19 protein-coding genes are annotated in these 18712 nt (G+C 51.0%); 3 read left to right on the forward strand and 16 right to left on the reverse strand.

Translation table 11 applies throughout. From position 1 onward, the window contains the following. Nucleotides 1-22: 22 nt before the first annotated feature. The 10 genes from NNL21_RS16700 to NNL21_RS16745 form a co-directional block, all read right to left on the reverse strand. Nucleotides 23-979: a MerR family transcriptional regulator gene (locus tag NNL21_RS16700; RefSeq protein ID WP_204818387.1), complete on the reverse strand. Its 957-nt coding sequence runs from the start codon at nucleotides 977-979 to the stop codon at nucleotides 23-25. Continuing rightward, nucleotides 979-1830 carry a PHP domain-containing protein gene (locus NNL21_RS16705; protein ID WP_204818388.1) on the reverse strand — a complete coding sequence of 284 codons (852 nt, stop codon included), beginning with the start codon at nucleotides 1828-1830 and terminating at the stop codon, nucleotides 979-981. The genes NNL21_RS16700 and NNL21_RS16705 overlap by 1 nt, the downstream gene beginning before the upstream one ends. Beyond that, nucleotides 1821-2732, reverse strand: coding sequence for a selenium metabolism-associated LysR family transcriptional regulator (locus NNL21_RS16710; RefSeq protein WP_204818389.1), 912 nt, complete (start codon nucleotides 2730-2732; stop codon nucleotides 1821-1823). The genes NNL21_RS16705 and NNL21_RS16710 overlap by 10 nt, the downstream gene beginning before the upstream one ends. 140 nt (nucleotides 2733-2872) lie before the next feature. Beyond that, a complete protein-coding gene (locus NNL21_RS16715) occupies nucleotides 2873-3310 on the reverse strand; it encodes a hypothetical protein (RefSeq protein WP_204818390.1) in 438 nt (145 codons plus the stop codon). A gap of 184 nt (nucleotides 3311-3494) precedes the next feature. Further along, complete coding sequence (locus tag NNL21_RS16720; RefSeq protein WP_204818391.1) at nucleotides 3495-3758, reverse strand: YlbG family protein; 264 nt, start codon at nucleotides 3756-3758, stop codon at nucleotides 3495-3497. Between the two features lie 23 nt (nucleotides 3759-3781). Continuing rightward, on the reverse strand, nucleotides 3782-4204 hold the full coding sequence (locus tag NNL21_RS16725) for a YlbF/YmcA family competence regulator (RefSeq protein WP_204818547.1): 423 nt from the start codon (nucleotides 4202-4204) through the stop codon (nucleotides 3782-3784). Between the two features lie 178 nt (nucleotides 4205-4382). Next, nucleotides 4383-6020: a helicase-associated domain-containing protein gene (locus NNL21_RS16730; protein WP_256555306.1), complete on the reverse strand. Its 1638-nt coding sequence runs from the start codon at nucleotides 6018-6020 to the stop codon at nucleotides 4383-4385. Then, nucleotides 6020-7762, reverse strand: coding sequence for a DNA repair helicase XPB (locus NNL21_RS16735; RefSeq protein WP_204818393.1), 1743 nt, complete (start codon nucleotides 7760-7762; stop codon nucleotides 6020-6022). Before NNL21_RS16735 ends, NNL21_RS16730 begins: the two co-directional genes overlap by 1 nt. Nucleotides 7763-7921: 159 nt before the next feature. Then, nucleotides 7922-8656 carry a thermonuclease family protein gene (locus tag NNL21_RS16740; protein WP_204818394.1) on the reverse strand — a complete coding sequence of 245 codons (735 nt, stop codon included), beginning with the start codon at nucleotides 8654-8656 and terminating at the stop codon, nucleotides 7922-7924. 126 nt (nucleotides 8657-8782) lie between these two features. Further along, nucleotides 8783-9970: a M20 metallopeptidase family protein gene (locus NNL21_RS16745; RefSeq protein WP_204818548.1), complete on the reverse strand. Its 1188-nt coding sequence runs from the start codon at nucleotides 9968-9970 to the stop codon at nucleotides 8783-8785. A gap of 368 nt (nucleotides 9971-10338) precedes the next feature. On the opposite strand from NNL21_RS16745, the gene NNL21_RS16750 reads away from it, so the two are divergent. Continuing rightward, complete coding sequence (locus NNL21_RS16750) at nucleotides 10339-10683, forward strand: YugN family protein (protein ID WP_204818395.1); 345 nt, start codon at nucleotides 10339-10341, stop codon at nucleotides 10681-10683. Between the two features lie 17 nt (nucleotides 10684-10700). Continuing rightward, nucleotides 10701-11885 carry a putative lipid II flippase FtsW gene (gene ftsW / locus NNL21_RS16755; RefSeq protein WP_204818396.1) on the forward strand — a complete coding sequence of 395 codons (1185 nt, stop codon included), beginning with the start codon at nucleotides 10701-10703 and terminating at the stop codon, nucleotides 11883-11885. Between the two features lie 68 nt (nucleotides 11886-11953). On the opposite strand, the gene NNL21_RS16760 is transcribed toward ftsW, so the two are convergent. Continuing rightward, on the reverse strand, nucleotides 11954-12331 hold the full coding sequence (locus tag NNL21_RS16760) for an Asp23/Gls24 family envelope stress response protein (protein WP_204818397.1): 378 nt from the start codon (nucleotides 12329-12331) through the stop codon (nucleotides 11954-11956). Nucleotides 12332-12493: 162 nt separating this feature from the next. Between NNL21_RS16760 and cax the strand changes: the two genes are divergently transcribed. Next, on the forward strand, nucleotides 12494-13555 hold the full coding sequence (gene cax / locus NNL21_RS16765; protein ID WP_204818398.1) for a calcium/proton exchanger: 1062 nt from the start codon (nucleotides 12494-12496) through the stop codon (nucleotides 13553-13555). An 80-nt stretch (nucleotides 13556-13635) separates the two neighbouring features. Here cax and NNL21_RS16770 read toward each other — a convergent pair whose 3' ends face one another. The 5 genes from NNL21_RS16770 to NNL21_RS16790 all read right to left on the reverse strand — a co-directional run bounded on the left by NNL21_RS16770 (nucleotide 13636) and on the right by NNL21_RS16790 (nucleotide 18364). Further along, entirely contained in the window at nucleotides 13636-13920 is a 285-nt protein-coding gene (locus NNL21_RS16770; RefSeq protein ID WP_204818399.1) for an Fpa/YlaN family protein, read from the reverse strand. 140 nt (nucleotides 13921-14060) lie between these two features. Continuing rightward, a complete protein-coding gene (locus tag NNL21_RS16775) occupies nucleotides 14061-14303 on the reverse strand; it encodes an HPr family phosphocarrier protein (protein WP_204818400.1) in 243 nt (80 codons plus the stop codon). Between the two features lie 83 nt (nucleotides 14304-14386). After that, the gene (locus NNL21_RS16780; protein ID WP_204818549.1) at nucleotides 14387-15502 is read right to left on the reverse strand and encodes an aminopeptidase; all 1116 of its coding nucleotides are present in this window, start codon (nucleotides 15500-15502) and stop codon (nucleotides 14387-14389) included. Nucleotides 15503-15573: 71 nt separating this feature from the next. Continuing rightward, entirely contained in the window at nucleotides 15574-16296 is a 723-nt protein-coding gene (locus tag NNL21_RS16785) for a hypothetical protein (RefSeq protein ID WP_204818401.1), read from the reverse strand. Nucleotides 16297-16438: 142 nt separating this feature from the next. Beyond that, nucleotides 16439-18364, reverse strand: a complete 1926-nt coding sequence (locus tag NNL21_RS16790) for a sensor domain-containing diguanylate cyclase (RefSeq protein ID WP_204818402.1) — start codon at nucleotides 18362-18364, stop codon at nucleotides 16439-16441. Nucleotides 18365-18712 lie beyond the last annotated feature (348 nt).

An 18712-nucleotide genomic window follows, 5' to 3' on the forward strand; every position in this document is an offset into this window, starting at 1 on the left:
TATATACCACGGAGCACCCGCGTCAAGGCTTGTCACCGAGCCTTGACGCGATTTTGTGTATAGCGCTTGGTGCATCCCCGCTAAGCATATAGATCCGGCTTGTCCCTTCCAGCAACGCATCCTCTTCAATAATCCGCCCACCGATGAAGACATACGTATTCGGAGACAGCAATGGAATCTGCCGGTCAAATTCGAGCAGGAAGGGCCGTGCGTTCTCTAATCGCTCACTAGTCGAGAAGCTGAAGGTGAAGGCGGCCGGCTTCATTTGCCGCAAGCAGTCCATCAGACCTTTCTCCGAAGGCGACGTACCCAAATAAATGACTTTGTACCCTTGTTGAAGTGCGAAGAAGCCTAGAAACAGAATGCCTAGCTCATGGCGTTCTCCAGGCCCGCAAGCAGTGACAATGAGCGGACTGTCGTCGGACGGGTGGAATAGATTCCGAATAGACAGAATTTTATCACGGATGAAATGGCTGCCGAAGTGTTCCTGATATTCGGATATTTCACCGCGCTCCCAGCGCTCTCCAAGCTCCACCAGCGTAGGCTCCAGAATGCGCGTGAGCAGATGCTCTACGCGATGCAGAGACAACAGCTGTTCATACAGCTTCTGCGCACCGCTTAAATCCACCTGCTCGAAGCATTCGATAAAGCGGGTAATCGGCTCTCTCCAATCGGTGTCCGGCATCCTTATGGCCTCACGGCCGCTTGTCCGCGGAGACCAGGATAATTCAGGGGTCGACGATACACGGCCGTCTTCTCTTTGCCGCTCCAGAACAGCCATGCCAATCGGCACCCCTTCATCGACGCGCTGCTTCAGCCAGCCCAATGTCTCCACATCTGCATCCGTGTAGCCCCGGTAACCATTAGACATTCGATCGGGCTTAACCGCTTCGTACCGTTCCTCCCATTTTCGGATGAGCTGGGTGGACAGGCCCGTCCGCTTCGCCACTTCCTTGATGGTGAGCAACCGACCGGTCATCAGCGCCCCCTCCGGGCCGGATTGAGCTGATTGAGCACAGACGCATCCACCGTTCTGCTTCCGATCGGTCCATGAAATATTTCTCCCTGACGTTCTCCATGGAAATCCGAGCCCCCGGTGACGATCAGACCATATTGGTGAGCAAGTCGGCCGTAACGTGCTTCATCTTCTGCGGAGTGATCCGAATGAAACACTTCAATGCCTTCCGCCCCGTGATGAATCATTTGTTCCACCAAAGCATCATCGCCGTACAAACCAGGATGGGCGATGACACTCGTCCCTCCCGCTTCACGGATCCATTCGATAGCTTCGAAGGGATGAAGCCTTGGGGGATTCATGTAGGCCTGCCCGCCGGAAGCCAAATAACGGTCGAATGCTTCCTGCATCGAACCGACTGCATCCTTAGCGAGAAGAACAGCAGCTATGTGTGGTCTCCCAATCGAACCGCTATCCTTGCCTTGACGAAGCGCTTCTTCAATGACCTCTTCCATCGAGATCGGAATGCCAAGGGAACGCAGCTTCTCTAAGATCATTTCGTTGCGTCGATCCCGAACCTCAAGGAGACTGGAGAGCTTTGCCCGCCATGCGTCGCTTTGCCAATCGGTATAATAGCCAAGGACGTGAATATCGCTGCCGCCGGCTACAGTACTGATCTCCACTCCCGGCACAACGGAAATTCCAAGCCGCTGCCCTTCAATCATCGCTTCTTCGATTCCGTCCACCGTGTCATGATCCGTAATCGCGACCGCAGCCAGACCTGCTGTTTTGGCTAGCCGAACGTTCTCCGAAGGGCGCTGCAACCCATCGGAAGCCGTTGTATGCGTATGAAGATCCGCTAATTTCATAACCATTGGTGCAAGTCCTTCTCGCGGAGGAAAGTCAGGAAGGTTACTGCAGAAATCGGCAGCAGCGCGGATTTCAGGTACATCGAATAAAATTGCCGCTTAAACTTAACGTCGGTCAACGGAATGGTACGTATCAGTCCGAGCGCAACCTCATGCTTGACCGAGGAAGCCGAAACGAATGAAATGCCCAAACCCGCTTCAACAGCTGATTTGACGGCCCCAGTGCTTCCAAGCTCCATGATGATATTCAAATCGGTCGGATCTATGTTCATTTGACGCAGCTGATCTTCCATCACAAGCCGTGTACCCGAGCCTTGCTCCCGTAGAACGATCTGGTACTTGAGCACGTCGGCGAGTTTAACATCCTCCGCATCTGCAAGCGGATGCGACTTGCCGACAATCAGCTTCAGCTCATCGCTCAGAACCGCTTCCATATGCATATCCGGATGGTTAACAGGAGCCTCTATCAACCCGAAATTCAAATGATGGTTTAGAATATCGTCCATGATTTGCGCCGTGTTCATCACCTTCATGCTGATCGATATATGAGGGTACTCCTGTCCGAACGGGCCAAGCAGCCGCGGAAGAATATATTCGCCAATCGTCAAGCTCGCACCAAGCTGCAGACGACCCTTGAGCTGCTTTGTGAATTTGGACATTTGGGAATCCGTCTCGCGAATCAGATCAATGCTCCGTTGAGCGTACGGCATGAGTGCACGGCCTGCTTCCGTCAATTCAATCCGCTTGGTTGAACGTTGAAGCAGCTTCGTTCCAAAATAATCCTCAAGTGATTGCACCTGCATGGTGACGGCAGGCTGTGTCATATGAAGCGCACTGGCAGCGGCCGAGAAGCTTCCCTTTTCGGCAACGGTATAAAAAATATGAAGTTGATGGAAATTAAGTGCCATGCAAACGACCATCCTTTCTATGCCCATCATTATACAACAAACCTTGTACAAAGTATTCACATCCACGCAAAAAAAGCATGTGCTCTGTTGAGCGCATGCAGATCTCGATGAACTATAACTTTCTGCTATAATCCCATTGCTTATTTCCTTTTTCTACTATTTTTAATTAAAGTCATCCTTCTGGAATGTCTTAACCATGAATAGTAGGACTTTAAGTCTCGAAGCTCGATCGTCTCGGACATTCGACCTAGAAATGTGACTACGATCATCTTATGAAGCGGATTGCCGGCAATATCGGTTTCTTTCTCCAACGTTGCAAACTCAGCGACGAACACCAGATCGTCGTCAATTAAGTAAACGTCTTCCTCATTGCGGTAATAGGGCTCGATACGCCCCTGCTTCAAGCATTGCCACAAAAAGTCGGCAATATCATCATATCCGGTTTTCTCGCTCTCGACGCGATCGGCCCATCGGCTCTTGGCGTGGTTCGTGATGACAATATCTGCAACTTTCTTGTCGCCGAGAACGACGTGAAACGATTCGTAAGTCCCCCATCTTTCCGTGATTTTGTCTTTCATCCGATCCACCCCTCCCCAGGATGTAGGCCTAATTATCTATATTTTACATACGCTTTCATTGTAGCATGCCTGTCCAAGAATTCAATATAAAAATAAACTCACCCCAGTAATGCCGCTTACTGGATTATGGGGGTATAAAAGAGGCTTCCGCCCCGGAACTGCCACCGGGTTGGAAGCCTACGGATCACAAACTGTAAAACCGCGTTTTGTCAGGCACTCCCCGGGTGTACTCGGTTTTAATTTCGTTGCGATACGAGCGTTCTATTCTTTTGACGAACGGAAGCCGTTGAATGTTGCGCACGACTTCATCCGACCGGTCAGAATTCATGTACATGACTACATAATGCATCTTACGCGACATATAGTGAACGGTTCCATATTTCTCTAATGAGCGGGCCGCTTTCAAATCGCTAACCCATATGATATATCCGATACGTTCTGAAAACATCCTCTTCCCCCGCCTCTCCTACGTTAACCGCAGCCTCCAGAACCGCAGCTGCACGAACCTCCGCTACCGCAGCTCCCGCCTTTGACAGGGGCATTGCCCGGTACTTTGATCGTCTCCGATACGGAACCAGCAATTTGGCTCGCGACATCGAACAGCAGCGAGTCGACCGCTTCCTCTGCCAGCTTGTACCGGCTAACCGCTTCTATGGCGTCCAGCTCAGTCTGGATCGCTTTGACTTTATCCTTGGCTTCATTATAATCCGGATGGAATCTTCCGAATCGTTCCGTCTCGACGAACAATTCCTTCGCTTTCTCGAAACGCTTCACCACTTGCTGGATCTGTTTATCCTGCTCTACTACGGCTTTCCAATATGCATACTCGGCGACCTCTGTCGACCGGTTAATCATGTCGCCAAGCTCATAAGCATCCAGGAGCAATGCGGCCATATCAAGTGTCTGGGTCCCGCCGCCACTAACGGACGATGTGCTCCAGGCAGCCGTCGTTTGCTCTTCGGTTGTTACCGTTTGCACTGCACCCACTCCTTTAATTATAATCGCCCTGAGGCTTATTCGTAATCATACCATAGGAGGGATAGAAAAAGGTAGAGTCTCCAAAGTATCTTTGTTAGTGCAGCTTAGGGATGACCAGCATCATTTCATCCCACATATCTGGTTTCAGCTTGACCGGTTCCGCTCCGCAATTCTTCAGGAGCCGTCCGGAAACCGCCCAATCCCCCATTCCGTCCACCAGCTCATCAGGTACGAAAGGAATGATGGTTCCCATCACACTTAGATTAACCGGTACTCGCCAATTTAACGCACGTTCCATCAGCTCCCTGCGCGTGGATTTATGGTAGGCCCGCATTTGACTGCGCCACACAAGCGGCACTTCATCCAGCCCTTGAAAAAGCGATTCCACCGTAGGCAATTCCATTAATCGATCGAGATGGTCCGTCTTGGTGGGATCAGTGAACAAAGGATCCAGCGCAAGCTGATGCCCGCTCTCCGCCCCTGAGGATATAGATTCGGGTAACGCTGCAGCGGCAGGTCCGGCTTGAGCCCAGCCTTCCATCGCGAACTGCACCGTATCCGGAAGCGGCTCTCCGGAGGCGTATTCAAGAAAGGCTGCGAGCTCCTCATACTGGCTTCCCCTCTCGCATGCAGCAGCAATGCTCTTAGCGTTCAGCCGGTAGATGGTCATCACATCACTTTGGACGCGCTCCGCCATCATCTCCAGCTGCCAACGGACCGCAGTCGAAGCAAGCGGCGGAACAAAGACCTCGCAGTCAGGCGTAACGCGGATCGGCTCTGAGATTGTATGCCCGGCTTCAGCTTGCTCCATGGCTGTTGATCCGTAAAGCCAACGGCAAGCCCGCTCGCCATGATGGGTCGCAGCTTCCTCCATCCAGCCTAATTGCATCATGAGACGACACCAAGCCCTAACCGGCGTTTCCTGGCGAGATCCATCTGGAACCCCATGCATCCGAGTTTCCAGCACATGGTCAAGATCATCCAGCCGGTACCACTTGAATGGTTCTAAACGGCTCACAAGTGCGGCAGCATCTGCACTGTAGGAAGTACGCACCGCGTAGAGATCTCTCCACATTCGAATAAGCCCCGCCTCCCTCTCGCGTACCGGCAGTTCCATCCATCCCGCGAATGCTTCCTCATGAAGGGCGAGCTTTTTCTCATGTTTAACGAAAATATTTAACCGGGCCGCCATATCCAGCATCACGGCGACCTTGAAAGGATAGCCGTCCATTTCCGGTGGAAATGACAAAAAGGCTGCAGCCTCGTTTCCTAAGAAAAGATGCTGCGAGCATTTTTCAATCGTCCGTTTGGTGAGAATTCCCTTCGTTGTCAGCTTCATCCCGGTCTTTACCAGCTCCGCTGCAGCATGCAGGAGTTGAAGACCAAGCGGCGGGCATGGCGTATGCTCGTCCATGTACATGATATCAGCCTGCTCCACAGGCTCTGGCATCTTCGGAAACAAAACAGGGTGCCAACGGAAATACACCTCAGGGGGGACGCAGTACAGCTTCTCTCCCCACCCCCTGCGGACAGCGATGAGAAGCTCCGCTTTCCTAAGCTCCAAGAGCGCTACCCGGTATTCGGCTCCGGAATAGGCTGGTTGACCAACCCGCAGAAGCTGTTCCTCTTGAAAAGGCAGAGAGCCGAAGCGGCGCATCGCCACTGCCAGCGCATGCGTCGCCCTCGCGGATAACGATTCCATCGGACTAGAGCTCGAATGGTCATTCTGCATCAAGGCGAACCCGCCTCCTTATAAAGCTCGTTAAGCGGCAGCTCGGCTTCATCGCCACGGTCGATCCCGGGCCGCCAATTCATGACCTTGTACCGGTATCCTTGTTCAAGCAGAAACAGCTGGCGCCTTCGGGCATATTCCGTTTCTTTCGTTCCCTCGGTAACAAGGGTATAGAACCATGCTGAATTGTCGTCCTTCTTCGGTCTGAGAATGCGTCCGATCCGCTGGGCCTCCTCCTGCCTTGAGCCGAAGCTGCCCGATACTTGGATGGCTACCGCCGCATCAGGAAGATCTACAGCAAAGTTGGCTACCTTGGAGACGACAAGAACGGGAATCTCGCCGGCTTTGAAGGACGCGTACAGCCGCTCGCGTTCCTGATGCGGCATTTCCCCCGTCATGAGCGGGGCTTGGAGACGCTGAGCAATCTTATGCAGCTGCTGCAAATATTGACCGATCACCAGAGCCGGCTTTCCTTGATGCTTCTCCAGCAGCGTCTTCACCGCATCGATCTTGGCGGTATTCTCCGATGCGATCCGGGACTTGGCCGCGGCTGCCGCACCTGCATATTTGTCCCGATCCGTCTTATGCAGCGGGATTCGGATTTCCGTACATTCAACCGTTGCAATCCAATGACGTGCTTCAAGGGTTTTCCACGGCAGATCGAACCGCTTCGGACCAATAAGGGAAAACACATCCGCTTCACGGCCATCTTCTCTGACGAGAGTAGCCGTTAATCCCAGTCTTCTGGTCGCCTGCAGCTCGGCGGTCATACGAAACACCGGGGCAGGCAGGAGATGCACTTCATCATAAATGATTAATCCCCAGTTCCGTTCCGAGAACAGCTTCATATGGGCGTATTCATCGTCTTTATGCCTTCTGTTCGTTAAGATTTGGTACGTTGCAATCGTTACAGGCCTAACCTGCTTCGAATTTCCCGCATATTCGCCGATGAATGACTCCGTTAAGGTCGTCTTATCCATGAGCTCGCGCTTCCATTGCTTCACCGACGTTACATTGGAGGTTAATATCAAGGTATCGCAGCCCAGTCTGGCCAGGGTGGCAATTCCGATAACGGTCTTGCCCGCTCCACATGGCAGGACCAGAACCCCGCTGCCGCCATCCATCCGGTCTTCGCAATAAAACATATCTACGGCTCGTTTCTGATAGTCGCGCAGTTGAAACGGCTGCTCGGATATGGCCTGCTCGCGCAGTCTGACCTGAAGCGCTTCCCCCGCCCGATAACCGGCCAGATCAATAACCGGATAGCCCATTCGGGTCAGCTCCTGCTTGAGCATACCGCGATCCTCCGGCTTGGCGAGACGCGCATCCGGTTCATGATTGGGAGAGGGAAGCAGCATCGCCTTCAGCTCTGGCTGATCAGACAGCTGCTCTAGCAGTTCCGCTTCCCCATACAGCATCAGAGACCCGTCCTCCGAACGCTCCAGACGCAGCTTGCCATAGCGCTCCATCATCGTCCGGATCCGGCCCGTTACTTTCAGCGGCAGCTCGTAGCTGCTGTACCTCGCAAGTGAATCGATGATATCGTTTGCGGACAATCCCGAAACCGCCGCATTCCAAAGCGACAGAGGAGTAATCCGATAGGTGTGCAGATGACCGGGTCTCTTCGTCAAATCGGCAAATTGGGCAAGCTGCTCACGCGCAGCTTCCGCCTCAATGTGACGGTCATCAAGCAAGACCGTGGAATCGGCTTGTACGATTAAAGGGTGATCTTCCCTGATCATGGCTATATTCCGCTCCTCACTGATCGTCTAGAAGGCCGGTGAACTATGTCAAATTTGGCACTGGTTATTCTTATCATCACCGGGCTCTCGGTAACTGCTGGAAAATGCTGCAGTTTACGTCTTCTAGACAGTATGAAGGATTCGGAGCCATTTTATTCTTTAACGCGAAGCTTTTCGAAATCCGGCGGCTTGGGCTTCTTCTTCGGTACAGAACATCTGCTCCGCCTTCGTTTGCCCGTAGGACTTGCCATCCGGCATGTGATAAATTCTACTGTCTCCTCGGACATTCCCTTTAATTTGCGGTTCCTTGCAGGCTGCCGCCGATTCGTCAGGCTTGCCCCCTTTGGTTCCCTCCGGCTTTTCTTGGCTGGGCTCGCCCCACAATCCGGCTCCGGCATTACGCGCCTGACGTTCTAATGTGACGAAATAATCGGCATATGTAACATTAGGCGATATCGTCATGACGGACGCATAGCCATCCACTAACAGACGTTCGTTAAACATCGTCGTATCCTGCTCAAGGAACACGTAACGGAGAAGCCGGCCATACTTGTCCGTATCCCCTGTATCCGGGAACAAGACCACTCGCTTTCCCTTCAGAAGATTGTCGGTATATGCGCTTGCCTCCAGCCCGAGCTCCTTGCTCTCCCCTTTCACCTCTGGCGTGTTTACGCCGATGAGCCGCACTTTATGCCCTTCCGATGTTACGAACGTATCCCCGTCGACGACTCTGTCCACCTGCTCGATCGTATACGGTTTTCCCGACAAATCTGGGTATTGGTCAATCATTTTTTGCACGTTTGGTTCCACCGCAGGCTGGTTGGCCTGCGCACATCCGGTTAATAGTATGCTTACCAACAGAATGACTGTCAGAAATGGTGTAAAGCTCTTCATAGACAGACCCTCTCTCTCATGAAAAAGAACGCGCCTTCGGACATGCCGATTGACGCGTTCGCTCCTAACCGTTACATGAATGAATCTAAGTCGTTACTTCAGTACCATGTTATATCGATTTCTTCGTTACTTGTCACTGCCAGCGAAATCTTCCGCCATTGCGATCATCAAACGGGCGGACATCAGCATGGAACGCTCATCCAGATCAAATTTAGGATGGTGATGCGGGTATTCTGCTCCACAGTCAGGATTGCCTGCTCCAACGAGCATGAAGCAGCCTTGGACATTCTGCAGATAGTAAGTGAAATCTTCTCCGGCCATTATATAGGAAGCTTGTTCAACGGCATCACTCCCGAACTGCCCGGCTGCGACCCGGAAAAACCGCTGCGCTTCGGCTTCGTCGTTCACCACAGGCGGGTAACCGTCCCGGTAATCAAGCGTCGTCTCGGCTCCGTATAATTCACCCGTATGCTGAACGATGGCTTCCAGCCGTTCCCGGATCCGCAGCCGCGCATCTTCCGTAAACGTCCTGACCGTGCCTTTCAGGCTGCAGCGCTCGGCTATGACATTCGCCGTTGATCCGGCATGAAACGATCCGACGGTTACAACGGTAGGCTCCAAGGGGTTCATATTGCGGCTGACGATCGATTGAAGGGATTGTACCAGCCCTGAACCAATTACGATCGTATCGATCGTTTCGTGCGGGAGACCGCCATGTCCACCCTTGCCGATAATGTCCACATAGAACTCATCTGCCGCAGCCATGAATGGGCCGCCTTTCGTGGCAACTTTACCATATGCAAGCGGTGTCCAAAGATGGACGCCATAAATGGCATCGACGCCGGATAGCGCTCCTTCTGCGATCATGCCAAGGGCTCCGCCCGGTGTAACCTCCTCTGCCGGCTGAAACAGCAGCCGCCGCTCTCCTGCGAAGTGACCGCGACGGGAGGCATAGTAACTGGCAATGCCCAGCATCGTGGCCGTATGCGCATCATGTCCGCAGGCGTGCATCACGCCCGGTACTGTTGAGGCATACTCACACTTCTTCTCGTCTTGGATCGGGAGTGCGTCGATATCCGCACGCAGCGCGACAACCGGCCCCGGCTGGGTGCCATGGATGGTGGCGATAAGTCCATAACCGCCTACCTGCTCGCGGACGTCGCACCCGATCTCTCTTAATCTCTGCGCGATCCACACCGATGTTGCTTGCTCTTTGTAGGAAAGCTCCGGGTGCCGATGTAAATATCTGCGCCACTGTACCATATCCGGGTAGACGGTTTGTAGCGATTGTTCAATGTCCGCATTCGTGCCCATCATGCTCGCTAACCTCCTCGCCCTTGCCTCTTCTATACCCTATTGTACCAGAACGATTCCCGCTCCCGAAAGTGATTTGCAATCGTTCTTCCAGCAATTTCGTAAAAATGTCACTTTTCGCTCATTCCAGCGGCCTGACTAAGGCTTGCACTGGGTGGGGAAACATACTATCATGGATAAAGAAACCTGCCCTGATGCTAGGTCTGACGCTTTCAAAGCGCGTATCGCATAGCTTTACGCAGCCTATGAACCGGTACACACATAAGACGCAGCCTTCGCTATCGATGTGAGTATTACTCTATCCGCTCCTTCGGCCGCGTAAGCACACTAAATTGCGTACAACACACAAAACTTTAGGAGGACCATTAATGATTATTGAGAATACAGGCCTGAATGGCTTGACTAGTGAGCTTGCCCATCTCGACGATTCCGCTGAGAAACTCGGCTTCGTTCGCTGGCAGTGGGAATACTACCGTGCAACCTACGACCTGAAGCTGGAAGACCGCGCTAACCAGCAGGAATACTTCCTCCGCGTTAATACTCGTGCCATCGAAGGCAAGCTGGAGTCTGCTTACGCAGTTCTGCAGGTGGAAGCGATTTACATAGGACGAGCCACTTTCCCGCACGGACTAGACTATGAGTCGCCTGTACCGCAGCCGATCCTTAATGCTGCGACACAGCGACTGCAAGAACTGAAAAAACTTCTCGCCTAGGGCGGGGAGGTCCCCAGATGAAAACAAAGACGAACGGCCTGCGCGGCAGGCCGGATTTCTTACTTCTCGTCCTCACGCTTCTACTCGTCGGTTTTGGCCTCGTCATGGTATTCAGCGCCAGCTCCAATACCGCCGTCGTTTCGAAGGAATTCAACTTCGACGCGCTTTACTTTACGAAGCGGCAGCTGCTTTTTGCGGTAGTTGGTATCGGCTTAATGTTCTTCATCATGAACATCCCTTATACAGCCTTTAAGAAGGGCTTCATTCTTTACTTTATTCCGGTTGTGATCATGCTCTTACTCGTGCCGTTTATCGGTGAAGTCAGGAATGGTGCAAGAAGCTGGTTCGGCATCGGTTCATTCGGGGTTCAGCCGACGGAATTTGCAAAGCTGGGTCTTATTCTTTATTTGGGCTCGCTCATCTCCAAGAAGGGCGACAAATTTCGGGATTTCAAAAAAGGACTGCTGCCGGTTTTCGTCATTGTCGCTTTCATCTGCGGACTTATCATGCTTCAGCCTGACTTAGGTTCATGTATTGTTATCGCCGGATGCGCGATTATTATTATCATCGCAGGCGGAGCAAATTTGAAGCAGCTTTTCCTTGCAGGCATTATCATTTCTTCTATTGTGGCTGCCTGGGCTAGCATCTCCATGATGAAAGATCCGGATGCGTGGAGTTACCGTATCGATCGGTTTACCGCCTTCATGGATCCGACGGGCGATGAACTCGGGACCACGTACCACTTGTCCCGTTCGCTGCAAGCTCTCGGGCACGGCGGATTGACAGGAGCCGGCTTCGGTCACAGCGTACAGAAGCTGAAATATTTGCCTTATGCCTACAGTGACTTTATCTTCTCGGTTATTGCCGAGGAATTCGGCTTTATCGGAAGCTTGCTCTTTCTATTATTTTATCTCTTCTTCTTATGGCGAGGCTTACTTGTCGCACTGCGATGTCCCGACAGCTATGGAACGATCGTCGGGGTTGGTATTGTCAGCCTGCTTGCTCTTCAGACAATCATTAACATCGGAGGCGTTACCGGAACGATGCCAATTACGGGGGTTACGCTTCCGTTCATCAGTCATGGCGGTTCCTCCTTGCTCGTCTCGCTCGCAGCCATGGGTGTTCTGCTCAGCATTTCCCGCGAGTACTATAGACAGGACAATAAGACCTCGACCAACTACAAAAAGAAACAGCGCATCTAAAAGTGCGCTGTTTCTTTTTGTAGTCCGCTTATTCAGGAATATGATCCATCCCGAAGCGGCTGAAGTTCCTATTTGACGCGGTTCAGATCATCCAATTCCTCTTCTTTGAACGCAACGCCTTCTACCTTAATATTCACTTCAACGACCTGAAGTCCTGTCATGTTCTCTACCGCTTCACGTACATTTTCTTGCAAGATTCGGCATACTTCTTGAATGGGAATGCCATACTTTACAATAATACGCAGATCGATTGCGGCCTCAAGCTGCCCGACTTCGACGGATATACCCTTCTGCACGTTCTTGCCGCTTAATCGCTTTGCAAGTCCTTCCGAAATTCCGCCCGACATCCCAGCGATTCCTGGCGTTTCCAGCGCTGCAAGTCCCGCAATGGTGGCGACTACGTCATCTGCGATACGAATAATACCGGTTTGAAGTTCTTCTGTCATGCCACACACTTCCTTTTCGCCTTATGTTTCCATTGTAATAGAAGCAACTCAACGAATCAAGGCTCCCCCTGTTTTCCGGGATCTAAGTTTACATGCACCGTTTTTTTGGTTATATTGTTTAACAGAATTGCCCAATTAAATTAAATGGATGAGGTGTGACCGATGAATCAAAAACTCTTTTTCACTGCATTAATTGTCCTGTTCGTTCTAAGCGGTGTCGCTCACTATGCCCATTGGGACCCGATTGCGCAGTTCATCTTATCCGCTCTTGCAATCTTATTCGTCGCAGGCTTCCTCGGCAAAGCGACCGAGAGCGTCGCTCACTACGCTGGCCAGCGGCTGGGCGGCTTCCTCAATGCCACATTCGGCAATGCCGCGGAACTGATCATCGCGATATTCCTTGTCAAGGAAGGCCTCTTCGATATGGTCAAGGCGAGTCTTACCGGCGCCATTATCGGTAATCTTTTGCTCGTTCTTGGATTGAGCGTTCTTCTTGGAGGCTTAAAATTCAAGGAACAGCGGTTTAACATACAACTGGCCAGTCATAATTCGTCCTTAATGATTCTGGCCGTTATCGGACTATTCATTCCGGCTATGTTTGTCACGAATCAACATTTCTCCCCAGAGAAGGATGAGATGCTCAGCCTATCCGTCGCCGGCATTCTCATCATTGCGTATGTGCTGTGGCTCGTCTTCTCCATGGTAACGCACAAGGACATCCTCTCGGATGTGGAAGAGACCTCTGCAGATCACGGCGAGACTGCAGCCTGGTCCAAAGGCAGGTCGGTTCTCTTTCTGATCGTCGCCACGGTTATGACCGCCTTTGTCAGTGAGTGGCTGGTAGGGACCTTGCACACATTCACAACGGAATTTGGCCTGAGCGAGCTGTTTATTGGGGCCTTCGTAATCGCGATTGTAGGTAACGCAGCAGAGCACAGTGCTGCGGTCATGCTCGCGATGAAGAACAAGATTGGCGCTGCTGTCGAGATCGCCATCGGAAGCAGCTTGCAGATTGCGCTGTTTGTCGCTCCTGCTCTCGTGTTTATCAGCCTGCTGTTCGGTAAACCGATGGATATTCTGTTCACTCCGATCGAGCTCGCAGCAATTGGTGTGTCTGTCTTTATTGCTAAATCCATTTCCAGGGATGGCAGAACAAACTGGTACGAGGGCGTCTTATTAATCATGGTTTATGTCATTCTCGGATTCGCGTTCTATCTTGTGTAGAGCGCATTAGAAAGAAGCCGCTTCCCGAACGGGACGGCTTCTTTCATTTTCACAAAAAAGAAGCCTCCAGAAAGAGGCTTCTACTTGTTGTTCAGCGCTTCATAAAGCTTTGCCAAATCGCGTTCAAGCTTGCTAATGATTTCTTTGCCCGTCGTCTCCGACACCAGTCCTGCACGAACGGCAAAGTCAACTTCTCTGGAGAAGCCATACATTTGGGTGTCCAACACTTCTTCATAGAGCGGACATTGTCTTGTCGTCAAATGCTCCATTTGGACTTCAATCAGCTTTTCGATTTTATAGGCATCTTCCTGAAGGAGATTGAGCGCTTTTTGGTTCAAATGGATGAGAACTTCGGATGAAGACATCGTACTCCCCCTTGTGCGTATTGCTCGCCGTCTTCTATACCTTTTATATTAAACAAAAAGCATCCAATACACAAGGACAAAACAACAAAGCACCACACTGTTATTAAAAACAGTGCGGTGCCTTGAAAAATTTGGAGCTCTTATTCGGTTACGATTTTGATATCGAGACTATGCTTGGCGAATACTTCCGCCATTGCAGCTTGCGCTTCCTCTGCATCTGGACCGTGAACATGCAGCTCATAGGAGTGTCCGCCAACCAACGTGGTGAACAGACCGAGTATACTTTTGACGTCGATATATTTGTTCTCGGCTTGGAGAACGATTGACGACCTAAATTTATTAGCCGTCTGGGAAATGTCTACGATTGCCGCGTTGTTGGACATAGGGATCCCTCCAGTAGTAGTTAAAGCTGCTAGAAAAGCTTTCCTCCATCATAACCCTATTTCGATTCTCGTACAAGGGACTTTTACTTCAAATTTTCTGGATTTAACGCTTCGAGCTCCGGTATGACAAACCGGCCATCCTTCCGAATCAGCCGATCGTCAAAATAAATTTCGCCGCCTCCGTATTCCGGGCGCTGAATGAGAACGAGATCCCAATGAACCGCCGACCGGTTACCATTATCTGTTTCCTCATACGCTTGGCCTGGCGTGAAATGCAAGCTTCCGGCTATTTTCTCGTCGAACAGAATATCTTTCATTGGGTGCAGAATATACGGATTAAACCCGATGCTGAACTCGCCTATATAACGGGCGCCTTCATCCGTATCCAATATTTCGTTCAGCTTCCCCGTATCATTGGATGTCGCTTCGATAATTCGACCGTCTTTGAACGTGAAGGAAATATGCTCGAAGGTCACGCCTGAGTACAGCGACGGCGCGTTATATGTAATCTTTCCTTGAACGCTGTCACGAACGGGACACGAGAACACCTCGCCGTCCGGTATGTTGCGGAGTCCGGCACATTTTTTGGCGCCGATTCCTTTAATCGAGAACGTGAGATCCGTCCCGGGAGATACGATCCGGACACGGTCGGTCCGCTGCATGAGCGCCTCAAGCGGATCCATCGCCTGATCCATCTTGGCATAATCCAGATTGCATACGTCGAAATAAAAGTCCTCGAATCCTTCCGTGCTCATATTGGCCAGCTGCGCCATAGAATCGTTCGGGTAACGCAAGACAACCCATTTGGTATGCTTGACTCTCCGCTCGGAATGAATCGGGTGACGGTACAGACGCTCATACATCTGCATGTTCTCGCTCGGCACATCAGCCAATTCATTGGCGTTGCCGCCAGCACGTATCGCGATATAGCCCTGCATAGCTTCCATACGCTTCAGATCGAACTCCGCCCAAAGCTCAATTTGTTCTTTGGTTGCATGCTGAAGCATCGTTCGGAGGACAGAACGGTCACTTGTTTCTACAAATGGGCGTCCGCCGCGCTTGGCTACTTCTTCGATGAGGCATTTCACTAATTCCCGTTCGGAGCCAATCATATCAATGAGCACATTATCCCCAGGTTGAACATCAATCGAATAACCGGCCAAATTCGAAGCCAGCTTCTGCAAACGGTTATCGCGCATCGTGTACACATCCTTCATTAATTATTCTCTTATTTATCCTATCACGTTTCATTTGGCCCTGCACTTTATCGTCAATCTGTAATAAATGCCAGTTCAGCTTTGCGTTCTTCTCGCTGAGATTGGCCTTCCACCTTATATTGGAGCACCGTATGCTCCTGAAGTTTCAACGGCAACAGCCGTTTGCGGTCGACAACAAGACGATAGCTCGTCTGAACCTCCAAGGAATGCAGCATTTCCCCCAGCTGCTTTCTCAGCCGGCTAATTTCTGTTGCACGCTCTTGTTCATAGTCTGAACGGCTGCTTTCATTCACAGTGAGCCTTCGATGACCGTCCGCAGCGGTCTTGTCGTCCTTGACCGATCGTTCGAAAGCTTCGTTCATCTCCGTAATCCATTTGCGGCGCGCCGCAGCTTGATCCGCTTCAATCCGAAGAACGGCCGTCCTATCGCTTGATAAGGCTGCAATCTCTTCGGTCGTATTTGCAGTGTCCTCGATTTGCTTCAGCAGACTGTATGGGTGGTGCACAATATTCGCAGTTGCAGTCATTTCGCTCGACTGCACCTGAACTCGGTTATGGTCTTCTACAGACCCCTGGAAGGTAATAGGCTTGGCCGAGGAAGCATCCGCCCCGTAGATGGCGGTTGTGCCTGTAAAGGTGTAGCGATCCACTGCCGCGAGCCCAGCAACGGTCAGGGAGAGCATCTCTTGAGGTGTTTTATCATGAATCGTAGTTTGGCAGCCTGGCATCACAACCAGCAGCGCTATGAAGAAAGCTGTTTTCATCCGTGTTCTCATCGGTATCGCCTCCTGATTAACAATCACGAACAAGTTCTCCGTTTATCGTTCGTAGCTACCCCGAACATTATTCGAATGATTGGAATGTAGGGCTGATATGACAAAAAAGCGTGGAATCTGCTTCCACGCTTCGTACGTATGATTATGATTCTCCATCGATAATAATTTGATTTCGTCCGCTGTTCTTCGCCCCATACAACGCCATGTCAGCCTTGTAGAAGAGTGATTCCACGCTTATCTTCTCGTCCTCGAAGGACCATTCCGACAACCCACACGATACCGTAACCGGAGGCTCTGTCAGTGCTTCGACACGATAGCGGATTCGTTCTGCGATTTTGTGAGCCTGATCGGATCGAATCTGCGGCAAATAGACGGCCAACTCTTCCCCGCCCCAGCGCGCGGCAATATCGCTCTCTCGGATAACGGAGCGAATAACATCGCTCACTGCGATCAGGATTTGATCCCCCACCTGATGACCGTAGGTATCATTGACTTTCTTGAAGTGATCGATATCAACCAGTACCAGCGAGCCGCAGCGGTCCTTGCGTTGTCGTGTTTGAATCTGTTCGTTCAAATAATGGCGCGCATGCAATCCTGTCAGATTGTCGGTAATAACCATCCGCCGAACTTCAGCATGCAGAGAAGCATTAGAAATGGCAAGACCTATATGTGTGGATAGTACCTGTATCAGCTTGTAGTTTTCGTATGAAAAAAAGTTCGGGCTCTGATGGGCCACCATAATAACGCCTACAATATCGGATCCCGCCATGATTGGCGTTGCGATCAATGAACGGGAGCCAGTTGTCTCCATCAATTGGGACGTCACGAGACGCGTGTTCCAATAATCGGATACGATGATCGGCTCTTTCGTTTGATAGACAATTCCGGAGTATCCAAAGTCGATTGATAAATTCTCTGCCGTGATTGCCGGGAGATTGCTCGACATGACTTGAAAACTGTTGTCGCTGCGGTTCAGCTGCAGCACGCAGCAATAATCAGCTTTGAATATTTGCAGCAGTTCCTTCGTAGTAAACTCAAAAATCTCATTCAATCGCAGCGACTGATTCAGACGCTGTGTCAGCTCGTTAATGAGCTGCAGTTCGCCAATGAGCAAGTTGGATTGTTCATATAGCTTAGCATTCTCGAATGCCGAACCCGCGCTGGCAGCAAGCAAGACGAATGCCCTCAGCTCCGATTCGTCCCATTGCTCACGGTTCATCGTAATGCCTAACACGCCATATACGGCTTGCTTGCCGCTCATTGGAATGCCAACTCTTACCGTACCGTCATCGTGCAGCTCCAGGTTCGGCTTGCTTTCAAGAAAAGCCTTCTCATATAAATCATTGGCCGTATTGCGAATAAACAACGGCTTGATCCGCTGATCGACATTGACGAAGTCCTGCGATAAATACAAATTAAAGTCGGCATGGGGGTAGCAATTCTCCATGATGATCATCAGCTCGCATACGACGGATGACACGTCTATCTGATCATGAAGGCGTTTAGTTGCTTGATACAAGGAATCGCGCCGGGTCGCATCCTTCTCGAAGTATTGCTGCTGCCTGATCAAATCCCGGACGAACACCTGTTCAAACCGGTGATAAAATATCGTTATATAATGAAGGGCTGCTGTCTTCAGCCATTCCAGAACCCCTTCACTCGTGCTTACTCCAAGCCAGGCAAGCGCCGCGAATGGCTGATTAGAGAATCGCTTCTTCAGCGGGATAATAATAGCTTCCTCGGAATTTATACATTCGGTCGTTTCGCAAGCTTCTCTTACCAGCTCGCCGATCCGGTCAAATTGCACTCTGTCAGGCTTCATATCACCGCCTGCGGCAAGCTGTTGTCCCTGAGCATCAAACAGAAGCCTCAACCCCAGCAGCGAAGAAGGAGCGGATTCCTCCAGCCACTGGTGAAAGCTATCCTCCAGCAAGGGGACGATATAAGGCTCGTCTGTATCCTGAATATCTTCATTCACATACCAAATCGCTGGCTGCTGCGTGTTGCCTTGATATTCCGCCGAGCGGTCAAGAATCGTCGGTTCGCCGATAAGCATCGATTTTCGCATGACGCAGCCCCACCTTTTCACATCTTACATTCTTTTATCTATCATAGCGCAACTGTGAGATTATTGCACTATAATAGGCTCTATTCACTAGGTCTTTAGATTCACTTCATATCTTTTTTATTTGCTCGCTTTATCCGGTAACATTCCTTCCTTTTTTGTTCCCCACAAAACATGAACTTTCCCAGTTGTTTTCCTTGACTTTACCTCTTGAATTCATTAGAATTTATACTTGAATATTGGGAACGGTTTTGTGTCACCCTCACAGAGACTGTCACTGGCAGGACTGCGGCTGAACATGCCTATCAGGGCTTCATCGGTAAGACCGATCGAACGCAGACAGCACTCGGC

It is taken from the genome of Paenibacillus mendelii (genome assembly GCF_024498075.1).
GTDB classification, from domain to species: domain Bacteria; phylum Bacillota; class Bacilli; order Paenibacillales; family Paenibacillaceae; genus Paenibacillus_Z; species Paenibacillus_Z mendelii.

Excerpts from the sequence above, each read along its gene's own strand:
- cax (WP_204818398.1), top strand. The coding sequence starts at position 12,494 with ATGAATCAAAAACTCTTTTTCACTGCATTAATTGTCCTGTTCGTTCTA.
- NNL21_RS16735 (WP_204818393.1), bottom strand. The coding sequence starts at position 7,762 with ATGATCAGGGAAGATCACCCTTTAATCGTACAAGCCGATTCCACGGTC.
- NNL21_RS16730 (WP_256555306.1), bottom strand. The coding sequence starts at position 6,020 with ATGCAGAATGACCATTCGAGCTCTAGTCCGATGGAATCGTTATCCGCG.
- NNL21_RS16790 (WP_204818402.1), bottom strand. The coding sequence starts at position 18,364 with ATGCGAAAATCGATGCTTATCGGCGAACCGACGATTCTTGACCGCTCG.
- NNL21_RS16785 (WP_204818401.1), bottom strand. The coding sequence starts at position 16,296 with ATGAGAACACGGATGAAAACAGCTTTCTTCATAGCGCTGCTGGTTGTG.
- NNL21_RS16745 (WP_204818548.1), bottom strand. The coding sequence starts at position 9,970 with ATGGGCACGAATGCGGACATTGAACAATCGCTACAAACCGTCTACCCG.
- NNL21_RS16780 (WP_204818549.1), bottom strand. The coding sequence starts at position 15,502 with ATGCGCGATAACCGTTTGCAGAAGCTGGCTTCGAATTTGGCCGGTTAT.
- NNL21_RS16720 (WP_204818391.1), bottom strand. The coding sequence starts at position 3,758 with ATGTTTTCAGAACGTATCGGATATATCATATGGGTTAGCGATTTGAAA.
- NNL21_RS16705 (WP_204818388.1), bottom strand. The coding sequence starts at position 1,830 with ATGGTTATGAAATTAGCGGATCTTCATACGCATACAACGGCTTCCGAT.
- NNL21_RS16770 (WP_204818399.1), bottom strand. The coding sequence starts at position 13,920 with ATGTCTTCATCCGAAGTTCTCATCCATTTGAACCAAAAAGCGCTCAAT.
- NNL21_RS16750 (WP_204818395.1), top strand. The coding sequence starts at position 10,339 with ATGATTATTGAGAATACAGGCCTGAATGGCTTGACTAGTGAGCTTGCC.
- ftsW (WP_204818396.1), top strand. The coding sequence starts at position 10,701 with ATGAAAACAAAGACGAACGGCCTGCGCGGCAGGCCGGATTTCTTACTT.
- NNL21_RS16760 (WP_204818397.1), bottom strand. The coding sequence starts at position 12,331 with ATGACAGAAGAACTTCAAACCGGTATTATTCGTATCGCAGATGACGTA.
- NNL21_RS16700 (WP_204818387.1), bottom strand. The coding sequence starts at position 979 with ATGACCGGTCGGTTGCTCACCATCAAGGAAGTGGCGAAGCGGACGGGC.
- NNL21_RS16725 (WP_204818547.1), bottom strand. The coding sequence starts at position 4,204 with ATGGCCGCATTGCTCCTGGATGCTTATGAGCTTGGCGACATGATTAAC.
- NNL21_RS16775 (WP_204818400.1), bottom strand. The coding sequence starts at position 14,303 with ATGTCCAACAACGCGGCAATCGTAGACATTTCCCAGACGGCTAATAAA.
- NNL21_RS16715 (WP_204818390.1), bottom strand. The coding sequence starts at position 3,310 with ATGAAAGACAAAATCACGGAAAGATGGGGGACTTACGAATCGTTTCAC.
- NNL21_RS16740 (WP_204818394.1), bottom strand. The coding sequence starts at position 8,656 with ATGAAGAGCTTTACACCATTTCTGACAGTCATTCTGTTGGTAAGCATA.
- NNL21_RS16710 (WP_204818389.1), bottom strand. The coding sequence starts at position 2,732 with ATGGCACTTAATTTCCATCAACTTCATATTTTTTATACCGTTGCCGAA.